The following is a 22,640-nucleotide window of genomic DNA, read 5'->3' on the forward strand; positions in this document are numbered from 1 at the left end:
TCTTACATCCTCTTCAAGCAGTCAATAAATGAAAACACATGAGTTGCGTTTCCCCCAAAACCAAGCTTAATCACGAATTAGCATTGGTTGATTTCTAGTCTATTTCGTCGTTATTACTAACACTAAACCTTAACCGCCACAATCGCTGCACGCTCGTGCCATCAAGGATATGAGAATAGAATCACAAAAAAACAGCCTAGTTATGCAATGGCTCGCAGTCACTTTTACACAGAAAAAATGGCATAATTTGAATCGCTTGCTTGGATAAAAACGGCCCCGACACATAATCTGTATCGGGGCCGTTTTTATGGGGTGGATTCAAAAAGCTTCACAACTTACAGGTGAAGTTTACGCAGCTCTTTCTTATCCACTTTACCGACACTGGTCTTGGCGATCTCGTCCACCAGCTTCACTTTTAGTAGTAACGCTTCTCTGGCAAGAATGCCTTTGCTGATAAAGTCTTTCGCAAAACCTAACAGCTCTTTCTCAGTCATCTCTGCATCGTCTTTTAACGTCACCAACGCTAGCGGCACCTCGCCCCATTTGTTGTGTGGCATGCCAATTACAGCGACTTCAGACACGGCCTGATGCTGGTGCAGAATGTCTTCCAACTCTAAAGAGCTTACCCACTCACCAGAAATCTTAATCATGTCTTTTACGCGGTCAGTGATCTTGATAAAGCCTTCATTGTCGATATGCGCGACATCGCCAGTGTGTAGGTAACCACCACGCCACAAGGCTTTAGAGTTCTTGTTATCTTTGTAGTAGCTTGGCGTTAACCAAGGCGCACGAACAACAATCTCACCTGCACTCTCACCATCGTGTGGAAGCCTGTTCATCTCATCATCGACAATATGAGCTTCCACCAGCGCGACTTTCTTACCAGTCTTAGAGCGGTATTCCGCTTGCTGATCTAGGTCGAGTTCAAGCTGCTCTGGAGTCAGTTGAACAATAGACAGAATTGGTCCTGTTTCGCTCATGCCGTACCCCGCAAACACATCAATATCGCGCTCAAGGGCTGATTTACACAACGCTTTTGGTAGCGCTGCACCGCCAATCACGACTTTCCAACCAGAGAAATCAATAGACTTGGATTTTGGTGAGCTCAACAGCAGATGCAGAATGGTTGGCACACAGTGTGAGAAGGTCACTTTCTCTTGTTCAATCAAGTTAAGCAGAACATCTGGGACATATTTGCCCGGGTAGACTTGTTTCACGCCAAGCATGGTCGCCATGTACGGAAGTCCCCATGCGTGGACGTGGAACATTGGCGTTATCGGCATGTAGATATCACCTTGATGCAGTCGACCTTGCGACGCATTGGTGCCGATGGTGCTCAATATGCCCATGGTGTGGAGAACCAGTTGGCGGTGAGTAAAGAACACGCCTTTAGGGAAGCCTGTCGTACCCGTGGTGTAGAAAGTGGTCGCGATGGTGTTTTCATCGAAATCAGGGAAGTTGTATTCGGTGCTTTCTTGCTCCAGAAGACGCTCGTATTCACATTCATCGTTATCGCGTAAAACCACATAACGCGTCACCGTATCAATACGACCTTTGATCTGATCCAGAATTGGCAGAAACTCTTCGTTGATCAGGATAATGTCATCTTCCGCATGGTCGATGGTGTAAAGGATCTGCTCTGGAGACAAGCGCACGTTGATCATGTGCAGCTTTGCACCAATCATCGGGATGGCAAAGTAGCATTCAAGATAACGGTGTGAGTCATAATCCATTACCGCTACCGTATCACCTTTCTTTACGCCCATTCTGGTTAGCGCGTTTGCAAACTGTCTCACACGGTCATGAAACGTTTTGTAGCTGTGACGACGGTGATTTGCGTAGACGATTTCTTGCTCGGGGTTGAAAGCCACTGGGGAAAACAGCAAGTTTTTAATTAACAACTGATAATTGGATGGATCATTTACATACTGGTTCATATCGGGGATTCTTTTTGTATTTTTCTTAACGTTCGCTTTGCGCGAATGGCGCTATTATCACTCAAAGACAAGACTGTATTCAGTACACAATATTGAGATCAGGTTCGAAAGACGCCATATATCTAAAGTACGCGGTTTCTAAAGTACCCCTGTATTGTAGCCTTCTATCACCAAGTCAGAAATGCTTCATCCCACGACTTAATCATTAAGTTTTGTCATGGTCAGAAAAAGTGCAACGAAACCGTCACAGTTTGTCGTTAGCATACATCCCACACTCGTAAACCTCGCTCTATACTGACCGACACGTTACATCGACCTCAATCCAAACTGTGAGAAGCCAACTATGTCCAAGCCTTTGTATGTTTTTGATCTGGATGAAACCTTAATCAACGCTGACTGCGCAATGATTTGGAATGAATTTATGGTCGAGAAAGGCATCGCCACTGCGTCTAACTTTATTGAGGAAGATAAGCGTCTAATGGGCTTATACGCAGAAGGCAAACTGGACATGGAAGATTACCTAACGTTCTCCATGAAGCCGCTAGAAAACATGCCTATTGAACAGGTCAAAGCCTTAGTGGAAGAGTGCGTTGAAAACCATATTCTGGCTAAACAATTCCCTCAAGCCAAAACACTGATTAAACAACTGTCTCGTGATGAGATTGATATGATCATCATCTCTGCCAGCGTCACTTTTTTGGTTGAAGCAGTTGGTCGACGTATCGGTATTCCTAATGCTCTCGGCATTGATTTAGTCGAGCAAGGCAACTGCTACACCGCGGAAATAGAAGGCATCCCGAGTTATCGCGAAGGCAAGGTTACACGCTTAAAACAGTTGTTAGAGGCTCAACCTGAGACCTACTCAGACATCCATTTCTATACTGATTCGATCAACGACTTACCACTGTGTGAATGCGCGGATTACGCTTATCTGGTCAATCCATGCCCTCGCTTAAAAGAGCACGCCGATAGACCGAATTGGACTGTGTTAAGTTGGGGGTAAAAGGCGGCAAGACAAGAGCCCCACTCAAGCAGTAGGGCTTCTAATATCATCCGTTTGTGTTATCAGTGGTCTTTTGCAGCAAAATGAACTTGCCTTCTGAATGCACCACCAATACTTTTGGGGAAAGCGTGTAGACTTCTAACCTTTGAACCGAGTGAAAGAAATCATATTTAGATGCTTGCTCGACGGCTTTGTCTTGCTTTTCTCCAATCCCAGTTTCATTGATAACAAAGACATTCTCTTCAATCTTCACCAACTCAAACAGCCTAGTATAGTCGTAACTTTTATCGCCGACCTTGAGCGTTGACTGTAAAAGCAGTTTTCCCCCACTCAAAGCATCAATAATATAGTCAAACTCAACACCTTCATTAGTCGATACGTTTGCCGAGAAGCGATGAGATATATCGTGATACGCGGGCTTCTTCAGCATAAAAATGCCCAAACAAGAGAAAATTAGAACAACCAACACGTCCTTCTTCTTACAGCGAAGCAACATAAATGTCACCCTTGACCTTACTGATGATATACGATCCTTTCTTGTCGAAATCAAAATTTGAAATCTCAGTGCACGCTATTTCTTCACTCGTAAAAATCACGTTTGCGTCAATGTCGCATTTATCTAACAGCAATGGGGATGAATCGATTTCCAGTGGCAATTTTGGATAATGTAAAGCATTGCGACTCAACATGATCCCAACGAAAAACACTGAGAGAAGAAAAACAAAACCCAGATCTCTTACTCTAAACTCACGATTCTCATTAATGCTGAAAAGCTCTTTGAGGAACTGAGATTGAAAAAAACGGTACTTTTTCTCGGATTCTGGGTCACGATCGTAAATGCTATTCGCCGCATAAGTGATCTCATCATCATTAAACTCGTAACCATCATTTAATGTTAAATAATAGCCAACCCCACGTTGGCTTTTAATTTCCACTATTTGCTCAAGGGGCTTGAGCTGCCTTCTTGTTTTCGATATCAACTGAATAAGATTGGAACTATCTGGCCGATAATTCCCCTCGTTTGCGTTTCCCCAAACTTCATCAATAATCGAATCGCTTGACCGTACTTCACCTTGACTGTGTATGAGGTAATAGAAAAGATTGAATTCATATTTGGTAAAATGGATATCAATTCCATTTTCACCATATAAGCTTCTTTTCTTTTTATCGATAGTCCAAAATGTCTCTTTATTCATAGGTTAATCCATATATCGACACACTTCGTCGTTTTGATTTGTAGAATTCCTCGTTCGCTTTAGAGCTATCTTGCCCAAAAGCACCTAAATTCATTAAGAAAATATCTTTACGACCTTTCAGTTTCTCGACAACCTCATTACCACGTTTTAGCGAAAGGTTTAGGTTATAAATTGTGTCCCCGACAATCGAAGAAGAACCTACGACAAGCAAGGCATCTGCATCGATGAACTCGTTCGTTGAAGAGATATGAGATAAATCCGCATCTCGCGTTTCATACAATGCCGTATCAAAATAGACCGTAGTTAGATGCCTAAAATTATTGTTATTCAATGTTCTGTGCAAAGCAGAGAAGTCGTTTCGTTCGCAGATATCATAGGAGGATGCCTTCAGCTCACTAAGCTTCTGTTTCAAGACATAGCTGTGAACTGAATGAGATTCGATAGTACGCCCCATAAAGGAGTAATAGTTACCATCTTTCATTGTGTTCTTTGCGATCAAATAGGTATCACAACTCTCAACTAACTCTTGAGCAATGACTGTATGACTGAAGGTAAACATCAGCGTCAAAGCAAATTTCACAAAATATGATTTATTCTTCATCGTCTTCATTTCCAATATAAGTAGAGCTAGATTCTTGTAAAAGTTCGTAGGAGATTCTGTCTGTAAGCTTCTCATCTTCATCAATTTCATCGATATCAATAATTCCCGTTGATTTATTCCAAGCGTTGGCACAATTTAACGCTTCAATATCATCAAGATTCGAATTGGTATCGATTATAAATATCGACTTAGCTGACACATCATTAACGTATTTGTTCTGCACCGTGCTGCAAAAATCCGAGAGTATGTCTTTGTCTTCGTCTTTTTGGTCCTGTTCAGAAAGATAAATATCGTCTAAGGAAGTAATATTAATTACGACCGTTCTTTTATTATCTAAGTTAAATGCATTTTTCAGTGAATAGTTAAAGCCCTGAATTGGAGAAACAAAGCTATCACTGAAATCCATACTATTAACTATTGAGAGAAACTTACTATAATCACTCGAATTAGTTAGAGCTTGCTGACTCGGGCAGGTCTTAGAGTTTCCGAAGTATTTATTTCTAGTGACTTTCAACTCGTCTACACTAGCCATGTTCGTTCGCTTCGAATCGGAAATAGCGTCACCATCTGTATAGCTGTACCCATTAGACTCGAGAAATTCGTCAAAGTAGTTGTCTAAGTAGAGGTAGTTGGCGCCTCCATAGTTTGGCTTAGCATAGTGATAGGCAAGCTCTTTGTATTCCTCATAAATAGGGCTGGATTCGAGCTCTGCAATCACCTCCTCTTGATCTTCGATCTGTTCTTCTTTGTCCTCGAGGTTAGACTCATACTCCTCAATATCTTCATAAAGGTCGTCAATCTCCCTCTCTAAGCGTTCTCTCTCCGCCTCTAGTTGATCTTTCTCTGCCGGATCCTCTGTTTCAGCAAGCAGTTCATTGATCTCGTTAATACGCCTTTGTTTCGCAGCAATCTGAGAGTTAGCGTTTGATATATTGTTTTCTATCGAAGATTTTTGATTCTCAAGAGTCTTGAGCACATCAAGCTCACCAAAATACTTCTCCCACCATTGAAATGGGAAGTTATCCCCACGTGGGAAGGTGCTCCAACACTTGCCACTTATGTTGATACGATACCCATAAGGAATCACCGTTATCGTTGAATTGGTTTTATCAAATAATGATTTGAGTGCATCGTTAATTTCATATTTGACTTCATTCGCAATTGAACGAGTTCTAGGGTCGTTCGAAATAGCGATGATGATATTCAAATCTTCATAGTGTTTTGCTCTAATAGTTTTTGCACTCACAGTGAATGAATCGTTGCCCACACTGCTCAAGCCCGGGGTTAATTTGCGGTGCTGCTGCATGGGCAAAGAGGTCGTCATATACACGACTTCATCATCGTCATGCTCTTCAAAGGTCCAGTCATCGTTGGAGCCATTCACATCAAGACCATTTGATTCAGCCACCTGCTTTTCTACATTCCCCTCCGAGTCACCCGTTATAGCGGTAAGATCGTTAAGTTCGCTAGCTGTGTTAATCTGGACTTTTGCAGCTAAATAGCTTCGGCTCATATCGTATGAGTAGTAAGCAAATACAATTGCAGACAGCATAACCAACAATACGATTGGCGTAGCCGACCCTCTTTGATTTCGCATTAGTGGTGTTTCCCGTAATGAGTGGAAGAAAACTTAACTTCAAACCACTGATAAATTTCTTCTGGCAACTCAATGGTGTTGAACGCGGCAATTTCACGACACAGAGTCACCCTATAGACTGAGTGATACTTCTTATAAGCGTTGATGACAGGACTGATGTCAGAGAGTGATGTATCTATATCGCAGGCTTTCCCTTCAAGATCGTTGTTGATGCGAACTTTCTTGTACTTCTGTCGACTCGACGTAACCTCCCCGTAAGCTAGCTCTTCAACGATGATTGAGATGTTTCTCTCTTCGAGATGAAAAGCATCCGATAACTTTTGTACCTCTGCCTCTTTCAAATTACCTTCAAATATATCGCGACGATTGGATATCACTTCACCAGCTTGATAAGCCATATCAGACATCTCAAACTTCAAAGACGTTGAAGCGGCATACTGCATAGTTAACAACAACGCAAGAAACAAAACAGGCGCAAGAATCGTCGTTTCAACCGCCATCCCACCATGTTCTGAATTAATAAATCTCATTGACGATAACCAGTTCTCTTTTCATGTCTAAGAAGGCTGACGGATATATCGTTGAAAACAGCCATGAAAATCTCTTGTAGTCGAAATCAAAGGAAATAAGAATTAAGTTTGTTTTCTTTATATTACTTTGATTGCATACCAGTTCGTTTTTACGTTCAATTAAATCATCGACAGTTTGAAAGCAAGTGAATGCAAGTGAGCTAGCATTTATATCGATGACATTTGTATTTACTTTATGATTCAATTCTTTTATAAAGTTCGACTTTGATAGTTCTACGTTGTCTTCTTTCTCTATGGACTTGTAATCGAATAACTGAACTGAGCGAGTAATATTGTAATTAAGTAGACTCTCATTACCTACATATTGAAAGAATCCAACTATAACAATCAAGATATAGATAATAATCGGAATGGTGAATACAGCCTCTATAGCAGCTATACCATCCTCGTTATTTAAGTGAGGTATATTTAATATCTTCATAAATTAACAAGGCCTTTTCTTTGTCTTTATATTTTTTATTGAGAAGGTCAATGACCATTTCGTCTTGGCCTGCAACTATGCCTGCTAAGACAACATACTCAATGTCATTAGTACCAGTTTCATACGAGTTATAGATCTTCAAAAAGTTTGCTTTATCATCAGGTTTGTAAGCGAATCTAGAAAGCAGCATGTTGTTGTAGATACTTTCCGAGGTCGGATATTTTTTACTCAATGTATTAAAGCGTTCACTACATTGTTTTTTTCCAAGTTCTTGGCACTGTGAGACCGCATATAAATTGTCGACTTTCGCTGCTAGCTTATTGTTTCCTGAGTATCCCTGAGTCTTTTTTATGTCATCAAGATAACTTCTAGAACGCTCGTTATCGCCATTTTCTAGATAAATAACCGCTAGCAAATACAAGTCGTCATAATTGAGTTTCTCTTTAGTACTCAAAACGTAAATAGCCCGATCTCCGTTGCCATTTTTGTAGAACGAGTAAGCCAGCAAGAAGTTCTCTCTATCACTAAGCTGCTTTTTCTCTGATAGTTGTGTGATAACTTTGTCGTAGCTTTCTAAATTGAATGCCAGCTCTGCGCTTTCATAGTCTTGCCCTGTAGACTGACACCCAAACAAGGCGAGGCACAGCATTGAAATACCGAATTTTTTTTTCATTACATCTTACTCACTAGGTTCAGGACGCCCGGGGCGATGATTTCGACAATAATTGGGAACATGATGAAAACAATGAGCGGGATTCCCATTTTCGCGTTCACCTTACCTATCTTTTCTTCGGTTTCGATAAAGTGAAAATCACGGGTTTCCTTAGACAAAACACGTAGAGCATCTGTCACTGCTGCACCGCTTTCTACCGCGTTTTCGAGTACCGCCGTAAAATCTTTAACCTCTTGTAGGTCCAAATTTTTACGTAGGTTTTCCCCCGCAATGCTAAAGCCATTATTCGAAATATCATTCGAGTAGATCTTGATGTAGTTTGCCAGTGAAGATGACATGTTTCCGATATACTCAGACACAGCAATGAGACCCAATTCCACCGTCATACCAGATTTTGTCGCAGTTGCTAATAGGTCCAAGAAGTAAGTAAAGTTAGTCTTAATTCGACGTCGTTCTTCGTTAATAAAAAATGTCCTAAAGATCATCTTTATCATAATATTATTAACTATTATAAAGACCACCATAAAAGCCAACATTTTTATTTTGTCTTCATTCAGGTAGTAAACAACAGCCAAACCTAGTATTGCTTCTAGAAAATAAATAAGAAAAAAATTGGTTTTATCTTTTTTCTTAACCAAGCCACCTGAAGGTAGCATTGTATAAAGTTCGTTTTCAGATAGGTACTTTGTAATCAATGAATATAAGAAATCATCTAAAATCTTTTTCTGCTCAGAGATTTGGTTAAATATATTATAGTATTCTTGCTTACTATCATGGTCAGAAATCATAAACTTAAAGTTATCTACATATTCTTGTTCTTCTTTCATACTTTTACTATTAAGTATAAAAACAATTGAACCAAGTAAGAAAAGTAGAATACTGATGGCAATAATCATAGCGCTACACTGTCAATCATTCGTTTAATTAAAACAAAGCCAATACTTACACTTGTAACCACATAGATAAGTATGTACTTACCGTATTGTTCGCTAATCAAATACTCATAGTTTTCAACTGCAAAGCTCTTGAGAACAAAGAGCATCAAAAAAGGTAACACAACCAATATCTTTGCTGCCCCTCGTGACTCAGATGTCAACGCTAATGTCTTCTTACGAATAACCTGAGAAGCAACAAGATCTTGGGCAAGTTCGTTTAGAGAATCTTTGATGCTGCCACCGCGTTTTAGGCTCATTTGAACGTTTGCACTGAATACCGCATACCCTTTGTAGGGATAGATTTTTTCACCTGCAATCAACGCTTCTTCCAGTGTGTTTCCTGCATGCACCTGTTTGATGATTCGTTCAAACTCGATACGAATCTTACCAACCGTGTGGCGCGACGCTGATTCAATTGCTGAAATAATTGTCTTACCAGACAACAAGTTCCTGCTGATCATCCGGAGTGAAAAGGCAAACTTATCTTCGAAGTAGTTACTAAGCTTCAAATGGTACTCTTTCAAAATCAGCAAACTACCAATCGTTATCACAACACCTACGAGAATCAGTGTGATGAAATAAGATAAATCAAACGTCTCACTTACGAAAATCATAAAAGCGACGTAAAACAAGATAACGCCACAATGCAAAACGAAAGCACCTAGACCATAGATTTCAAAGAAGATAACCAGGATGTTCTGGCTCAAGTACTTAATATAGAAATCGTTGATCTCTTTTTTGACTTCATCAAACTTACTGGCTTCCTCAAGTTCAGGAAGCTCAGCGTCTTCAATGTATTCGTCTATTTTGTTGCTTCGATTAAACATCAGTAAATACCAACGCGAGTTCATTTTCCAAGCCCGCAGCCTTCACTTTTCGCTCTAGCAAAGTGGATTTGACCTCGTTTACGTGATCATCTTTTTTGTGGTCATAAACGAATAGGTCTTGCGTGGCGATAACACCTCCATCAAAGTTACCTACTTCCGTAATATGAGTGATTTTCCGTCGACCATCGATAAGGCGACTGGTTTGAATGATGATGTCTACAGCTTGGCTTATCTGCTTTTTGATAGATTCTGGAGACAAGTTACTTGCCGTCATCATAATCATGCTTTCCAAACGAATTAGCGCATCTTTGGGGTTATTCGAGTGAATGGTCGACATCGAGCCATCGTGACCAGTGTTCATCGCTTGAAGCATCTCGAAAGCCTCGTCACCACGACACTCACCTACGATAATTCGGTCCGGGCGCATACGTAGAGAGTTAATAACAAGAGAACGTATTGAAACCTCCCCCGACTCTTCACTACTCGCAGGACGAGATTCAAGACGAACAACGTGCTCATGTTGCAATTGGAGCTCAGCTGCATCTTCAATGGTCACGACTCGATGACCTTCGTTGATTTCGTTGGAGCAAGCGTTAAGCAATGTCGTTTTACCCGAGCCAGTACCCCCAGAAATGATGATGTTTGCCGCAGAGCGAACCATTACACTCAAATAAAGCGCCATCTCCTCAGTCATCGACTCGTATCGAACTAAGTCAACAATATCGAGCTTATCTTCGCGAAATTTACGAATCGAGATGCTACAACCATCTAAAGCAATTGGTGGAACAATGATGTTTACACGGCTCCCATCCGGCAGGCGCGCGTCTACCATTGGTGAGCTTTCATCAATGCGTCGGCCAATAGGAGATACAATTTTTTTCGCTATACGTAAGACTTGATCTTCATTCTGAAAAACCACATCGTAAGCACGACTAATTTTGCCGTTACGTTCTACAAACGTCTCCGTTAAGCTGTTAACCATAATGTCACTGATGGTGTTGTCACCAAGCAGATCCTCTAAAGGTCCATAGCCAAAGATGTCATCTTTCACTTCTTTTGTTAGCTTCTGACGATCTGACTCAGTTAAAATGAATGAAGAACTTGAAAGAAATTCATTCACTGTGTTGTAGATGGTGCTACTTTTAATGCTGTCGTCTTCATGTTGAATATCTGTAATATCGATATTATCTAAAACAAACTTTCGGCAGAGCATAAATATTTTTGAATCAATCATTCTTCACCAACCTAGTGATAATTTCGTTCTTACTATCTTTATTTCTAAAAAATCTATTTTTACTATCAGGATTGAATTTATAACTAATTCTTTGACCTGTTTTCTTATAAATACTACTCTTGTCCAACAAGTATCGACTTTCTTTATTCGATTTAATTTGAAACGTTTTTACGTTCGTGTCCTTACCTTTAATTTCCTGCTCAATAAGATACTTAAGCATATATACCGACTCTAAAGATGCATCAGTAACCATAGTTACATTGTCAGATTTGTTAATAAGCTGCTGATAGAGCTCTATTTTCGTAAAGTAAAAAGGTACATAAATAAATATGTAAGAAAATTCACCATCAAAGATATTGAAAAAATTCATCAACTGCTCAGCAATTTTGTCAATGGAATGCAATGTGGTGTGATGCAAAACATCAATCGAGAAATAAGAAAAATTTTCATCAACTTTAATGATGTATTCTTCAGCCGCTTTCGCATCGACATTCTCTCCATTGATCAACATATTAATGATCTTAGGGTCTGCTTTTTTACCAATACGCGCGTCTAAAGAGATGCTGAAAACATCTAAGTTAATAAATAAGGTATTTAAGCTTGGCCTTTTTCTGACGTAGTCACGCAAATTATCGTATACGTAGTGTAAGACCTTATCACCATGAAGTTGGGTCGTGTCAGAAAGCAAAAACCAGTGGCTGCTGTTTGATTTTACAATTCCGAAAAACCACAAAATCATATTAAATACTTGCTTGGACATATCAGAATAACTGGTGTATTCACTGATACCTTCTGATTTGATGAACCAGTAATAATCCAGATCTTCACGATCACCATAAATGAGTGTCCCCACTCGGCCTTTAGTGACTTCTACGAATTTAGCAAGCCCTTCCTTTTCTCTTAACGTGTCTTCATCACTAATGACGTAAATCTTTGATTTAAAGTGTAGGTTGAATACGTTCTCTAATGACTCGATATCGTCTTGATAATCGATGATTTCAACATTGTAAGCAGAAAAATAGTTCTGAACACGTTGCATGATCTCATTGTTGTTAGAGATAACAATGATCATGTAAGGTGAAAAAGCTTTACCTTTTGCGCTAGTCTGGCTTTTACTTGCTCGTTTTAATTTCTCTAAAATCATTTAAATTACCACAGCTCTAATGAAGAACAGGCCGTTTCATTGGCAAAGTTATCGAGTTCACTATCAGACATTGAGAAATGTCCATATGTAGGGACTTCCCAAACTTGACAATTAACCAGTCGCGTATCACTTACATGTACTTCCCATAGCAGAAGTTGCTTATCATCGTAGTTTCCGATATCAATAAAGTTCGGCGAAAAATCGTAGATGTTTTCCATATCAATTTTTAATTGATAGAGGCGCTCCCTAGACAAATTATCTGTATGATAAACGTTAATTCCATGAATCCAAGAAACACTTTCGTTCTTTATTTCTTGGTTGATCGCCTTTGAAAAAGGAAGAATATATTGAATATTATTTCCTTCAGAAATTTCATGGACGATATACACGTAATCATCTTTTAGTGCACTGCTACATCCAGAAAATAGTGTCACTACCCCTATCAAAAAGGTGTATTTAAATTTAGTTTTCATAATGATATTGAGCATGTTTAATAATATCCTTTACTTCAGGCACGTCATCACTGCCATCTATATTAGTGAATATAGAAAGGGATGACTTTATATTTACCTTTGGTAGTTTTGGCTGATCTATACTGTTTTCTACAAAGTTAACTTCTGCAAAGACCATTAACTCAGTTTTATTAGATTGAAAGTTCTCAGACGTAAATAGCGCACCAATAACGGGTAAGTAACCTAAAAATGGAACTTTTGACACGGCTTGCGTCTGACTGTTATCAATCAATCCTGCAAGGACGAAAATATCTCCGTCATTAACGTTGAGCTCTGTATTCACACTCCGAGTGTTGAGCTGTGGAGTGTCATTACCAGCTAAGTTGATAAAACCAGCAATTTGTGATGATGAGATATTCGCTCTTAGGTCAATACTCTGATCTCGTTTGATCTCTGGTTTAAACTCTAACTTGATTCCGTACTCTTTAAATTCGACGTCAACGTTTTCATCATCGTAAGTCAAGACAGGGATTTCGCCCCCCGCTTCGAATGTTGCAGTTGAATCATTCGTGACGATGATTGAAGGCCTTGTAAGTACCGTGGCCAAGTTATTGCGAGATAAAATTCCTATCGTGGCGTTGAGCATTTCACTCGTCACACCATCTATTTTGCTCCAGCCAGCACTCCATTGGATGCCAAGATCATCATCAATGCTCTTCGATACCTCGGCCATGGTGAGTTTAATTCGCACTTGGCGGTTTTCAGTGATCGTCGTGTTATCAACGTAATAGCTTGAAATTGCACTCCTGATCAGTTCATTAAGCTCTCGCTTTTCGACTTTGTCCTTAACCGCGCCATTGATATAAATTTTCTCCGCGACTTTGACCGCTTCTATGTCCTTGAAGCCTGCGGAATCAAGGTATTTATTAAGGTTTTCGGTCTCTTGGTCAGTGTCACGTACCTGAATGACATACTCAGTAGTTTCCTCTTCTCCCTTTACAATGACCTTGGTCTTCCCCGCTTCATGTGCAATCAGGTACAAGTTATTACTATCCGTCAGAGTGACATCAACGATCTTGTCCGATCCAACAACGATATCTTTAGGGACATACGAAAGGGACATATGCCTAGTTTCATTAACAGACATAGTAATAAACGTGTCGGCATGTACATATAAAGACGCTAAGCACAAAACAAAGCCGAGAACGATTTTTCTATTTAATAAAGTTGACATCGTATTTGTAGCTCGAACTAATATCATTTGCTTGAATTTCCTTAGATGAATCAACTTCTAATGTTGAATAATTTTCTAGATTGATACTCTTTTGTGTCACGTTGACTATCTTGAAGTAGCCTAACTGATCGGCTTGCAAATAACGCTCTACCACATCGTCATTGACCGAAAATACAACCGGGCTAAGATTTTCATGATCGCTGTTATGAGGCGCTGCGTTTTGCTCCCCTTCTTGCGATTGGTTTAGTGGTCGAATAAATACATTCTTCGAGAATAGTTTCACTTTTCTGGAGTTTTTATCTCGACCAGAGTTATTAAAATGCCAGTAAACGTCATAGAAATCTGAAGTGAAGTTTTCGATTGAGCTTCTATCCACTCTCAGCACTATATCGGTGAAGTTTTTACTTTTTAGACTTTCAAGGTCATCCAAGGAGATAAACTGTCCAGCGTCCATCTTGTGCTTTAAGATAAAAATCTCCGGATCAAGCAGCTCTTCTTCACCTTCAGTAATGTATAAGCCTTCATCTTCCGGGCTAAAGGTCGCAGGTAGAAGCTCGAAAGAATCACGTGACACCAATGTTCCCGCCTTAGAAGCATTCCTAACGGCTAAAGCAAGCACCGTTTTCTGGACGTTTTGTGGTTCTGCGTTTTCGGTTTCTTCATGATTTGATATCCTGCTTAAATCTTCTGATTTGTAGATACCAACAGCCCCCATCCCGATGATAAAGAGGGCAAGTAAACCAATAGTTTGAAATCTCATGCTTTGCCTTTATAAAAAAAGTGTATTTGAATGTATGACGTAAGATGCAATGATCGGAATCGCGTAAGGAACTCCATTCGAAGAAAAGCCGAATCTATCAAAATAGTGATTAAGGATTTTTAACTGAAGCACGGCAAGCCCGCCGCCAATAAGCGTCATGTGAAATAAAAACAATTTATAATCACTAAACTCAATAAAAATGAGCATAATCATTATCAGTTTTACATCACCCATGCCTAGCAACCTAAATGCACCTAAAGCAAAGAAAAATAAAGATATCGCTATATAGATAGAAAACTCATACCCAGAGATTTGGAATTCTGCGCCACCAAAAAACAGCTCGTAAAGATACTTAACAGACAGTAGTAACAACAAAAGAACAACTCTTTTATTGTATATTTTTCTGTGTTTTACATCTTCATATGAGATGACTAAAAGCAATGTGAGTATTAATGAATTTATAATAACCATTATTCATTTCTTATCCATTCAGAGAGCTATTAACACTTCTTGCCATATCAACCCAAGTTTCGTTCAATGTTTGTAGAAAGCTCGAGCTATCTAATATATATAACAGTGATACCGACATACAAACGCCAATAATCGCGTATTCCACTGAAGTAATACCATCACACGAAAATGCAAGACTGGTGATTTGTTTTTTCATATCGTTCCTTAACCAGAACTCAGTTCTTAATTACTGCTTAATATATTAGCCCCAAACCAAGATTAGACTTACACTAATAACATTAATTGTTAATTATTCATGTTATCAACATTCAAATAGTCTTTTTTTGATGTTAACTTAAGCAGGCACAAAAATTAAAAACCAATAACCGGGGTCTATTTTGTTTCGAAATAAACTATATGAGTACATACTCGTACTCTTTGTTAGCTTTTTTGCTTATGCCGTCGTCATACATTTATTAGATTTGCTTAAATACTGGGCATCCATCACTCGTGTTCTAGTTGAAATCAGAGATATCCGATAAGTTTATCCTCTCCCACTTCTCACTATTAATCTCAAACCTCACATGTATAAACCATGAAGGCTGAGTAGAAGAAGCCGTTACACTCCACACTCTCATACCCAGTCATTACTGGGTTTCATCACCTAAACTGGTTAAAATCCCAACATCACAACGTCAATGATGTCTGTCCTCCTCTCAATGTAACTTGAGACAAGCACCACGCTTCAGTGTTAACCATTAATGATTATCAAAGCAAAAGGATTAATTAATTGTCATTGCCATGAATTTTAGAAAGGATGCTACATAAGATTTTCGTGATATCCAACCAAGAAACGGATAAATATAAATTAACAATGATTAACAAATCGAATTAATGGAACATTTTTATAAAAAAGACTAAAAACCCCAAGCGGATATCCATGTTTTTACCTGATGCATCTCCGCACCGACGTATGAGTACAAATCACACTATTCATTTACTTTAGGCAGATTATTTATTCTAGATTTAGATGAAGTTTTCTTATTAAAAGCCAAATTTTGTTAATAACGTGGAGTATTGATTCGATAATGGTCATATTGAAATGGTCTTAACGAGCTGTAGCTACTTAAAAGCACAGCGAGAAACTTTAAATAACTTATGCAATGAGAAACACAATGAACAAAACACTAAAAAACTTCCTTTCTAATGAAGATGGTATTACTGCAATCGAGTACGCAATTATCGGTGTCGCTATGTCTTCTGCACTCTTTTACATCTTTGATGAAGGCGGCTTCCTTGAGTCTTTAGAAGATGCTTGGGGAACGATGGAAAAGAACATTAAGAACTCTGGAAAAGTACTAGGCAGCAGCTAATCAATCAAATTAAACAACTTTCAAAAGGTAAATACATGAACGTAGTTAAACACTTTCTAAATAACGAAGATGGTATTACAGCAATCGAATACGCAATTATTGGTGTCGCTATGTCTTCTGCACTCTTTTACATCTTCGATGAAGGTGGCTTCCTGGAATCACTAGAGAAGGCTTGGGGTGATATGGAAAGCAATATTAAGAAATCCGGAAACGTACTAGGCAATAGCTAATCAATCAAATTAAACAGCTTTCAAAAGGTAAACAAATGAACGTACTTAAACACTTTCTAAATAACGAAGACGGTATCACTGCAATCGAGTATGCGATCATCGGTGTAGCAATGTCTTCTGCACTCTTTTACATCTTCGATGAAGGCGGTTTCCTTGAGTCACTTGAAGACGCATGGGGCACCATGGAAAAGAACATTAAGAACTCAGGCAAAGTACTAGGCAGCAGTTAATCAATTAAACAGCTTTTAAAAGGTAAACAAATGAACGTACTTAAACACTTTCTAAATAACGAAGATGGTATCACCGCGATCGAATACGCAATCATCGGTGTCGCTATGTCTTCTGCACTCTTTTACATCTTCGATGAAGGCGGCTTCCTTGAGTCGCTAGAGAAGGCTTGGGGTGATATGGAAAGCAATATTAAAAAATCCGGTCAAGTACTAGGCAGCTAGAAACACCTGATGACCAATTCGCTTACAACTAAGGTAATTAACATGAATTTACTGAAACAATTTCTAAATAACGAAGATGGTATCACTGCGATCGAATACGCAATCATCGGTGTAGCAATGTCTTCTGCACTCTTTTATATCTTCGATGAAGGCGGCTTCCTTGAGTCACTTGAAGATGCATGGGGCACTATGGAGAAGAACATCAACAAAGCTGACAACATCCTTGGCAGCTCTTAATTACCATCCTGTCTAAACAAGGGAGCCTATATGGCTCCCTTTTTAACTTTCCGCCTACCAACCTCCGTACTCTTGTTCCTGACGATTACCTTCTCCTTCACAAATTAATCACTTGATTAAATACTGATTAATTTTTCGCATGTCGTATAAGAAATCAGCGTCTTATAATTAATCAAATGTTTAATATCTTGAGAGACGATTGTGACGGAAGCTCATCGAAGGGCGGGAAGACCCACAGATAAAATCGACGCACGGGAGAAGCTGATTTTCCATGCGCGTGAACTCTTCACCATTATGGCTTACGACAAGGTGTCTACTCGCCTAGTCGCGCAGAAAGCAGGTGTGAACGTGGCGATGATTCGCTACTACTTTGGCAACAAAGAGGGCTTGTTTGAGACCATGTTGCGCGAAACGCTGTCGCCGATGCAAAAGCAGATGCAAGCATTGATGTCCGACAGTAACGAGAAAAACTTCCTCGACTTAATGCGTACCTACTACCGCGAGATGATCAAAGCGCCACAGTTCCCGCGTTTGATTGCCCAAGTCATGCATATGCCTCCTTCAGAGACCCAACGCAAGCTGCTCGAAAAAGTTATCGCTGATATCAGCAAGCCAATGCAAGGCGTGATCTTTGATAAGTTGATCGACAGTGGCGTTTTACGAAAAGACGCCGACCCTCAACTTTGTCGCGTTTCTTACATCAGCTTAATGGTGTTTCCTTTTATGGCTCCACCCTCGTTGCTCGCCCTTCATGGTATCGAGCTCTCAGAAGCCTTCTTGAACCGATTATTCGAACACAACATACAACTGATGAAACATGGATTTTTAGACTCGGGCGACCAATATGAAAATGAATAAAAAGCTGCTGTTCTTTCCTGCCCTTGCTGTTGGGGTCGTCATTCTATTTTTGGCGATTAGCCTCAAGCCAGATTTGCCCGTCAAACCAGCCGGTGATCGTGCAAGATTGGTCGAGACGATTCCTCTTGAGCTGAAAGCGATTGCACCTGTTGCTATTGGCTTTGGCAAAATCGCACCAAAAGTTGAGTGGAAAGCGATAGCCGAAGTGACCGGTAAGGTGGTTTACCGTCATCCGCAACTGGAAAAAGGACAAGTGCTGCAAGCAGGAACGGAAATCTTGCGCATCGACCCACTCGATTACGAGTTGAAACTGGTTCAAGCTCAAGCCGATCTCAAATCTGCCCAAACCTCTCTGGCTAAGCTGAACCAAGAAGAAGCGAACCTCAAAAGCACACTCAAGATAGAAGCCAACCGTCTGGTTATCGCTAACAAAGAGTTAGACCGAAAACAAAACCTGCGTAAGAAAGGCCTAACGTCTCAATCAGATGTAGATCAGCAAGAGCAAAGCGCGCTCTCTCAACGTAAGTTAGTGCTGGATATCGAAAACCAAATTGGTTTGATGCCGGATGAAAAACGTGTCGCGGAAGCCCTAGTTAAGGTCAATGCATCAAAGGTGGACGAAGCGAAACGCTCACTTGATAAAACCATTATCACCCTTCCTTACGACTTGCGTATTGCAGAAGTCGAAATTGAGCAAAACCAAGTGGTTAATCTACAACAGACCATGGTGACAGGACATGGTATTGATGTCATGGAAGTGGAAGCTCAACTGTCCATTCATGACATGCAAACTTTGGCGGCGAGTATCGGTGAGTTTGTTCGCGATGAATCTGGTATTCCACAACCTGATATGAATGCGATTCATGCCAACATTGAACTCAGCAGCGGTAACCTCTCTGCAAGCTGGCCTGCGAAAGTTGCACGCATCAGTGAAACGGTTGATCCAAGCCAAGCGACTGCCGGTGTGATTCTGGAAATTGAACAAGACTACCGTGCATTAAACCCAACCTCTGCGCCTCCATTGGTGAACGGCATGTTTGTGCGAGCCTTGATTGAGGGACAAGAGAACCCGAGTTGGGTCATCCCAGAGCGTGCGCTTCATGGCGATAAGATTTACCTAATGGGTGATGACAATCGTCTGCAAGTAGTGACGGTAGAAGTGTTATATCGCCGCAATAACCAAGTGGTGATCGATGGCGAATTGGAGCAAGATCAGAAGCTGATCATCAACGACTTGCTGCCTGCGATTAACGGCATGCTATTGAAAGAGTCACCTGAACCGTCAGAAGCGGCTATTGAGGAGTCTGATTCATGATCCGATTCTTCGCCAAGCACCCAACGGCAGCCAACTTGCTGATGCTAACGCTGCTGATATTGGGGATTTCTTCGCTTTCCACGATTAAGCGGGAAACCTTTCCTGAGTTTGATCCGCCCTACATCCTTGCTGGTGTAGTTTACCCTGGCGCTTCCCCTCAAGAAGTCGAAGAAAGTATCTGTGTCCGCATGGAAGATGCTGTTGATGGCCTTGCTAACATTGAAGAAACGCAATGTGAAGCGATTGAAGGCTCTGCACGTCTTATCTTAAAACTGAATGAAGAAGCCGACATCGGCCGTATGCTGGTTGATGTTCAAACTCAAATCAACTCGATTAACGACTTCCCACAAGAAATTGAATCTCCTGTGGTACAAGAGCTAGATTGGAATGAGCCAGTTGTGGATGTCGCGATCACCGCAGACACCACATGGCCAGAGTTAAAAGCTTACGCAGAACAACTTAAACGCACATTAAAGCTCGATTACGATGTGTCTTTGGTTGAAGTTGCAGGCTTCTCTGACCACCAATACCGAGTAGAGTTAGATACTCAAGCTATCCGACAACTTGGCTTAAGTGTTGGCGATATTGCTGAGCAGATTGGTCGTCAGAACGTCAAGTTGCCAAGTGGTAATGTCGAAACGCCAGATAAGAACTTTCTGATCCGCTTTGACGAACGACGCGTAACGCCAGAAGAGCTTGAGACTATCGTCGTGGGCTCTGGCCCAAATGGATCAATCATCCGTCTAAGAGACATTGCGACGATTACCGACCGATTTGAATTGGACGAACAGAAAGTCCTCTTTGATGGTCACCCTTCTGCCCTACTAAAAGTCAGCAAAAACAAAGAAGACGATGCACTGCGCATTAAAGAACGTGTTGCTCAGTTTGTCGAAGAACAACAAGCCATCGCGCCAGACGGTGTGATGCTACAAATGACCAATGATCTTTCATCCGTGCTTTGGGATCGCCTGACCATGATGGTCAAAAACGGTTGGCAAGGTATCATTCTGGTTTTCGCCACCATGTGGTTGTTCTTTAGTTTTCGCTACTCTTTTTGGGTTGCGGCTGGTTTGCCCGTTGCCTTCTTAGGTGGGTTATTTTTGATGGCGCAACTTGGCCTGTCCATCAACATCATGTCATTGGTCGGGTTACTCATGGCCATCGGTATCATGATGGATGACGCCATCGTTATTGCCGAATCGATCGCCGCTCACCTCGACCGAGGAGAAGAGATCGATGATGCCGTAATTAAAGGGGTGAAAAAGGTACTACCGGGGGTTATCTCTTCCTTTTTAACTACGGTGTGTATTTTCGGTAGCTTGTTATTCCTGCAAGGTGAAATGGGTGCGGTACTTAAAGCGGTACCTCAAGTTCTGATCCTCGTTTTGAGTTTGAGTTTGGTGGAAGCCTTCTTGATCCTACCTAACCACCTTTCTCATTCACTGCATAAACAAAAGCAAGAGCGAAAGACACCGAAGTTCAAACAAAAGCTGCTCGCTTCTTTTGAAAACTTCCGAAACACCACCTTGGTCAACGCAGTCGATAAGGTGGTCGAGTATCGCTATGCCTTTATGGGTGGTGTGGTTGCATTACTTCTTATCTCCGCAGCCACGTTAGTAGGTGGTTTACTCAAGTTCCAACCCTTCCCTGAACTGGATGGCGACATTGCAGAAGCGCGCATTATTCTCCCTCCGGGTTCTTCTCTGTCTCAAACTGAAGCCGTCGTCGATAAGATCGTTGCTTCCGCTCAAAAGTTAGATAAAGAATGGACAGAGAAAGTGGAAGAAGGCAATCCATTGGTTCTGCACATCACCAGTCAATTCAATGCTAACGCCGACGCGAATGAATCTGGCCCTCACATTGCCACGGTACGTCTGGATTTGCTGGGCGCAGAGAGTCGTAACACACTCATCGATGAATTTATCGATGCATGGCGCGAAGACATTGGTGAACTTGCCGATCCTATCTCACTGGTATTCAAACAACCGACCATGGGGCCGGGTGGACGAGCGATTGAAATTCGAGCGAAGCATGATGATCTGGATGCGCTCAAAGCGGCTTCTATCGACATTCAGCAATACTTGAATGAGTTTGACGGTGTCCATGGCGTATTAGATGACATGCGCATGGGTAAAGAAGAAGTTTTGGTTAAACTGCGTCCGGGCGCAGAAGCTTATGGGATTAACGGCCAACTCATCGCCAATCAATTGCGTGCGGCTTTCTTTGGCCAAACTGCAGACGAGATCCAAGTTGGAGTAGAAAACATTTCAATCGAAGTTCGCCTCGATAAAGCACAAGCCGGTGACTTACAGCAATTGGCAAACTTCCCAATTATCTTGTCCGACGGCAGTCAAATCCCCCTCGCGACCATTGCGACTTTGGATTTCCAACGTAATTACGTAAGAATCCAGCGCATTGATGGCTTGCGCACTGTGAGCGTATTTGGCGATATCGATAATACGAAAGCCAACTCAACCGCCATTATTCGTCAGTTCCAACAGGATGAAGCACCAAAGCTTATGCAAAAGTATCCTGGTCTTCGCTTTGATTTTGAAGGCGAAGCCAAAGATACCGCTGAAACTGGCGCATCAATGGGTAAAGGCTTCTTGCTTGGTTTGTTTGGCGTGTTTGCGATTCTGAGTTACCAATTCCGCAGTTATTTGGAACCATTCGTCGTCATGCTTGCAATTCCCCTCGCCTTTATTGGCGTAGTATGGGGACACATCCTACTCGGTCATTCATTAAGTATGCCAAGTATGATGGGCTTCGTCTCACTAGCGGGGATTGTGGTGAATGACTCGATTCTGTTAGTTCAGTACATACGCCATCATGTAGATGAAGGGGATAATGTGCACGACTCGGTAGTCAAAGCCAGTCGAGAGCGCTTTAGAGCAGTATTCCTGACATCAATGACCACTGCAGCAGGTTTGCTTCCATTACTGACTGAAACCAGCCTGCAAGCACAGGTTATCCAACCACTGGTTATCTCCATCGTGTTTGGTATTTTCGCATCCACTCTGCTGGTGTTGTTTATGATCCCTGCCGCGTATGCCATTTTAGCTGACTTCGGCCTAGTCCATAAACACGAAGAAATCTAAAACGACTGATAAGTAAATTTATC

Annotated in this window: 24 protein-coding genes; 9 read left to right on the forward strand and 15 right to left on the reverse strand. The window is 41.0% G+C overall.

What is annotated here, in order from left to right:
- Positions 1-335: 335 nt before the first annotated feature.
- Entirely contained in the window at positions 336-1,937 is a 1,602-nt protein-coding gene (locus tag KIT90_RS01905) for a long-chain fatty acid--CoA ligase (RefSeq protein ID WP_009706349.1), read from the reverse strand.
- A gap of 343 nt (positions 1,938-2,280) precedes the next feature.
- Between KIT90_RS01905 and KIT90_RS01910 the strand changes: the two genes are divergently transcribed.
- Positions 2,281-2,940: an HAD family phosphatase gene (locus KIT90_RS01910; protein ID WP_285374791.1), complete on the forward strand. Its 660-nt coding sequence runs from the start codon at positions 2,281-2,283 to the stop codon at positions 2,938-2,940.
- Between the two features lie 46 nt (positions 2,941-2,986).
- Here KIT90_RS01910 and KIT90_RS01915 read toward each other — a convergent pair whose 3' ends face one another.
- From KIT90_RS01915 to KIT90_RS01980, 14 genes are all read right to left on the reverse strand, one after another.
- Positions 2,987-3,409, reverse strand: a complete 423-nt coding sequence (locus tag KIT90_RS01915) for a hypothetical protein (protein WP_199436163.1) — start codon at positions 3,407-3,409, stop codon at positions 2,987-2,989.
- Between the two features lie 10 nt (positions 3,410-3,419).
- The gene (locus tag KIT90_RS01920; protein ID WP_285374795.1) at positions 3,420-4,136 is read right to left on the reverse strand and encodes a winged helix-turn-helix domain-containing protein; all 717 of its coding nucleotides are present in this window, start codon (positions 4,134-4,136) and stop codon (positions 3,420-3,422) included.
- Complete coding sequence (locus tag KIT90_RS01925; protein WP_045418438.1) at positions 4,129-4,737, reverse strand: hypothetical protein; 609 nt, start codon at positions 4,735-4,737, stop codon at positions 4,129-4,131. The genes KIT90_RS01920 and KIT90_RS01925 overlap by 8 nt, the downstream gene beginning before the upstream one ends.
- Positions 4,727-6,334, reverse strand: a complete 1,608-nt coding sequence (locus tag KIT90_RS01930) for a hypothetical protein (protein WP_285374798.1) — start codon at positions 6,332-6,334, stop codon at positions 4,727-4,729. Before KIT90_RS01930 ends, KIT90_RS01925 begins: the two co-directional genes overlap by 11 nt.
- On the reverse strand, positions 6,334-6,864 hold the full coding sequence (gene tadF / locus KIT90_RS01935) for a tight adherence pilus pseudopilin TadF (protein WP_285374801.1): 531 nt from the start codon (positions 6,862-6,864) through the stop codon (positions 6,334-6,336). Before tadF ends, KIT90_RS01930 begins: the two co-directional genes overlap by 1 nt.
- A 449-nt stretch (positions 6,865-7,313) precedes the next feature.
- Complete coding sequence (locus KIT90_RS01940) at positions 7,314-8,018, reverse strand: hypothetical protein (RefSeq protein WP_045418430.1); 705 nt, start codon at positions 8,016-8,018, stop codon at positions 7,314-7,316.
- Positions 8,018-8,914, reverse strand: a complete 897-nt coding sequence (locus KIT90_RS01945; RefSeq protein WP_171369959.1) for a type II secretion system F family protein — start codon at positions 8,912-8,914, stop codon at positions 8,018-8,020. Before KIT90_RS01945 ends, KIT90_RS01940 begins: the two co-directional genes overlap by 1 nt.
- Positions 8,911-9,780: a type II secretion system F family protein gene (locus KIT90_RS01950; RefSeq protein ID WP_038890818.1), complete on the reverse strand. Its 870-nt coding sequence runs from the start codon at positions 9,778-9,780 to the stop codon at positions 8,911-8,913. Before KIT90_RS01950 ends, KIT90_RS01945 begins: the two co-directional genes overlap by 4 nt.
- Positions 9,773-11,014: a CpaF family protein gene (locus tag KIT90_RS01955; protein ID WP_045418426.1), complete on the reverse strand. Its 1,242-nt coding sequence runs from the start codon at positions 11,012-11,014 to the stop codon at positions 9,773-9,775. The genes KIT90_RS01950 and KIT90_RS01955 overlap by 8 nt, the downstream gene beginning before the upstream one ends.
- The gene (locus KIT90_RS01960; RefSeq protein WP_285374804.1) at positions 11,007-12,158 is read right to left on the reverse strand and encodes a hypothetical protein; all 1,152 of its coding nucleotides are present in this window, start codon (positions 12,156-12,158) and stop codon (positions 11,007-11,009) included. Before KIT90_RS01960 ends, KIT90_RS01955 begins: the two co-directional genes overlap by 8 nt.
- A gap of 5 nt (positions 12,159-12,163) precedes the next feature.
- Positions 12,164-12,646 (reverse strand): hypothetical protein, encoded by a 483-nt coding sequence (locus tag KIT90_RS01965; protein WP_285374806.1) that lies wholly within the window; start codon positions 12,644-12,646, stop codon positions 12,164-12,166.
- Entirely contained in the window at positions 12,621-13,844 is a 1,224-nt protein-coding gene (locus KIT90_RS01970) for a type II and III secretion system protein family protein (protein ID WP_285374808.1), read from the reverse strand. Before KIT90_RS01970 ends, KIT90_RS01965 begins: the two co-directional genes overlap by 26 nt.
- Entirely contained in the window at positions 13,825-14,604 is a 780-nt protein-coding gene (locus tag KIT90_RS01975; RefSeq protein ID WP_045418420.1) for a hypothetical protein, read from the reverse strand. Before KIT90_RS01975 ends, KIT90_RS01970 begins: the two co-directional genes overlap by 20 nt.
- A 9-nt stretch (positions 14,605-14,613) precedes the next feature.
- A complete protein-coding gene (locus KIT90_RS01980) occupies positions 14,614-15,075 on the reverse strand; it encodes a prepilin peptidase (protein WP_199436171.1) in 462 nt (153 codons plus the stop codon).
- 1,154 nt (positions 15,076-16,229) lie between these two features.
- On the opposite strand from KIT90_RS01980, the gene KIT90_RS01985 reads away from it, so the two are divergent.
- The 8 genes from KIT90_RS01985 (at position 16,230) to KIT90_RS02020 (ending at position 22,617) form a co-directional block, all read left to right on the forward strand.
- Positions 16,230-16,427: a Flp family type IVb pilin gene (locus KIT90_RS01985; protein WP_050909066.1), complete on the forward strand. Its 198-nt coding sequence runs from the start codon at positions 16,230-16,232 to the stop codon at positions 16,425-16,427.
- A gap of 35 nt (positions 16,428-16,462) precedes the next feature.
- Positions 16,463-16,657: a Flp family type IVb pilin gene (locus KIT90_RS01990; protein WP_102778555.1), complete on the forward strand. Its 195-nt coding sequence runs from the start codon at positions 16,463-16,465 to the stop codon at positions 16,655-16,657.
- A gap of 35 nt (positions 16,658-16,692) precedes the next feature.
- Complete coding sequence (locus KIT90_RS01995) at positions 16,693-16,887, forward strand: Flp family type IVb pilin (RefSeq protein ID WP_045374443.1); 195 nt, start codon at positions 16,693-16,695, stop codon at positions 16,885-16,887.
- Between the two features lie 30 nt (positions 16,888-16,917).
- Positions 16,918-17,109: a Flp family type IVb pilin gene (locus KIT90_RS02000; protein ID WP_102778554.1), complete on the forward strand. Its 192-nt coding sequence runs from the start codon at positions 16,918-16,920 to the stop codon at positions 17,107-17,109.
- A 42-nt stretch (positions 17,110-17,151) separates the two neighbouring features.
- Positions 17,152-17,346 carry a Flp family type IVb pilin gene (locus KIT90_RS02005; protein WP_052470799.1) on the forward strand — a complete coding sequence of 65 codons (195 nt, stop codon included), beginning with the start codon at positions 17,152-17,154 and terminating at the stop codon, positions 17,344-17,346.
- A gap of 201 nt (positions 17,347-17,547) precedes the next feature.
- A complete protein-coding gene (locus KIT90_RS02010; protein ID WP_027726685.1) occupies positions 17,548-18,204 on the forward strand; it encodes a TetR/AcrR family transcriptional regulator in 657 nt (218 codons plus the stop codon).
- Positions 18,191-19,519: an efflux RND transporter periplasmic adaptor subunit gene (locus KIT90_RS02015; protein ID WP_285374819.1), complete on the forward strand. Its 1,329-nt coding sequence runs from the start codon at positions 18,191-18,193 to the stop codon at positions 19,517-19,519. Before KIT90_RS02010 ends, KIT90_RS02015 begins: the two co-directional genes overlap by 14 nt.
- Complete coding sequence (locus KIT90_RS02020) at positions 19,516-22,617, forward strand: efflux RND transporter permease subunit (RefSeq protein ID WP_285374822.1); 3,102 nt, start codon at positions 19,516-19,518, stop codon at positions 22,615-22,617. Before KIT90_RS02015 ends, KIT90_RS02020 begins: the two co-directional genes overlap by 4 nt.
- Positions 22,618-22,640: the final 23 nt, after the last annotated feature.

The sequence above is a fragment of the Vibrio sp. B172a genome, assembly GCF_030248355.1.
In the GTDB taxonomy this organism is placed as follows: Bacteria; Pseudomonadota; Gammaproteobacteria; order Enterobacterales; family Vibrionaceae; genus Vibrio; species Vibrio owensii.

Bases quoted from the DNA above. Each gene is read 5' to 3' on its own strand.
- KIT90_RS01940 (WP_045418430.1), bottom strand. From the start codon at position 8,018: ATGAAAAAAAAATTCGGTATTTCAATGCTGTGCCTCGCCTTGTTTGGG.
- KIT90_RS02015 (WP_285374819.1), top strand. From the start codon at position 18,191: ATGAAAATGAATAAAAAGCTGCTGTTCTTTCCTGCCCTTGCTGTTGGG.
- KIT90_RS01910 (WP_285374791.1), top strand. From the start codon at position 2,281: ATGTCCAAGCCTTTGTATGTTTTTGATCTGGATGAAACCTTAATCAAC.
- KIT90_RS01975 (WP_045418420.1), bottom strand. From the start codon at position 14,604: ATGAGATTTCAAACTATTGGTTTACTTGCCCTCTTTATCATCGGGATG.
- KIT90_RS01920 (WP_285374795.1), bottom strand. From the start codon at position 4,136: ATGAATAAAGAGACATTTTGGACTATCGATAAAAAGAAAAGAAGCTTA.
- KIT90_RS01960 (WP_285374804.1), bottom strand. From the start codon at position 12,158: ATGATTTTAGAGAAATTAAAACGAGCAAGTAAAAGCCAGACTAGCGCA.
- KIT90_RS01905 (WP_009706349.1), bottom strand. From the start codon at position 1,937: ATGAACCAGTATGTAAATGATCCATCCAATTATCAGTTGTTAATTAAA.
- tadF (WP_285374801.1), bottom strand. From the start codon at position 6,864: ATGAGATTTATTAATTCAGAACATGGTGGGATGGCGGTTGAAACGACG.
- KIT90_RS01965 (WP_285374806.1), bottom strand. From the start codon at position 12,646: ATGCTCAATATCATTATGAAAACTAAATTTAAATACACCTTTTTGATA.
- KIT90_RS02000 (WP_102778554.1), top strand. From the start codon at position 16,918: ATGAACGTACTTAAACACTTTCTAAATAACGAAGATGGTATCACCGCG.
- KIT90_RS01995 (WP_045374443.1), top strand. From the start codon at position 16,693: ATGAACGTACTTAAACACTTTCTAAATAACGAAGACGGTATCACTGCA.
- KIT90_RS01930 (WP_285374798.1), bottom strand. From the start codon at position 6,334: ATGCGAAATCAAAGAGGGTCGGCTACGCCAATCGTATTGTTGGTTATG.
- KIT90_RS01990 (WP_102778555.1), top strand. From the start codon at position 16,463: ATGAACGTAGTTAAACACTTTCTAAATAACGAAGATGGTATTACAGCA.
- KIT90_RS01950 (WP_038890818.1), bottom strand. From the start codon at position 9,780: ATGTTTAATCGAAGCAACAAAATAGACGAATACATTGAAGACGCTGAG.
- KIT90_RS01970 (WP_285374808.1), bottom strand. From the start codon at position 13,844: ATGTCAACTTTATTAAATAGAAAAATCGTTCTCGGCTTTGTTTTGTGC.
- KIT90_RS02020 (WP_285374822.1), top strand. From the start codon at position 19,516: ATGATCCGATTCTTCGCCAAGCACCCAACGGCAGCCAACTTGCTGATG.
- KIT90_RS01955 (WP_045418426.1), bottom strand. From the start codon at position 11,014: ATGATTGATTCAAAAATATTTATGCTCTGCCGAAAGTTTGTTTTAGAT.
- KIT90_RS01980 (WP_199436171.1), bottom strand. From the start codon at position 15,075: ATGGTTATTATAAATTCATTAATACTCACATTGCTTTTAGTCATCTCA.
- KIT90_RS01985 (WP_050909066.1), top strand. From the start codon at position 16,230: ATGAACAAAACACTAAAAAACTTCCTTTCTAATGAAGATGGTATTACT.
- KIT90_RS01925 (WP_045418438.1), bottom strand. From the start codon at position 4,737: ATGAAGAATAAATCATATTTTGTGAAATTTGCTTTGACGCTGATGTTT.
- KIT90_RS02005 (WP_052470799.1), top strand. From the start codon at position 17,152: ATGAATTTACTGAAACAATTTCTAAATAACGAAGATGGTATCACTGCG.
- KIT90_RS01945 (WP_171369959.1), bottom strand. From the start codon at position 8,914: ATGATTATTGCCATCAGTATTCTACTTTTCTTACTTGGTTCAATTGTT.